Annotated in this window: 1 protein-coding gene; it reads right to left on the bottom strand. The window is 37.0% G+C overall.

The window, feature by feature from the left end; genetic code table 11:
• On the bottom strand, positions 1-216 hold a 216-nt coding region (locus M901_RS11335; protein WP_034721881.1), incomplete at both ends, for a hypothetical protein.

The raw sequence follows: 216 nt of genomic DNA, 5'->3' as shown, positions 1-216 counted from the left end.
GAAGTAGATACTTTTCTATAACAAAGAAAGAAATGTCATCTAGTTTTTGAAGTTCAGCTTGATCCCGACAGAGTTTACAGAGCTCATCAAATGACTCTTCAAAACCACCTTGTCCAATTAGTGAGTAAAGCCTCTCATGCGAAAAGTTGTCAAATAGACGATCATTTCCCATAACAAATGGATAGCCTTTCTTTGTCGAGATCTTAGAGCTAGACT

Origin of the sequence: Bacteriovorax sp. DB6_IX (genome assembly GCF_000447775.1) — a bacterium.
Classification (GTDB): Bacteria; Bdellovibrionota; Bacteriovoracia; order Bacteriovoracales; family Bacteriovoracaceae; genus Halobacteriovorax_A.
This window is presented reverse-complemented; position numbering and strand designations above follow the sequence as displayed.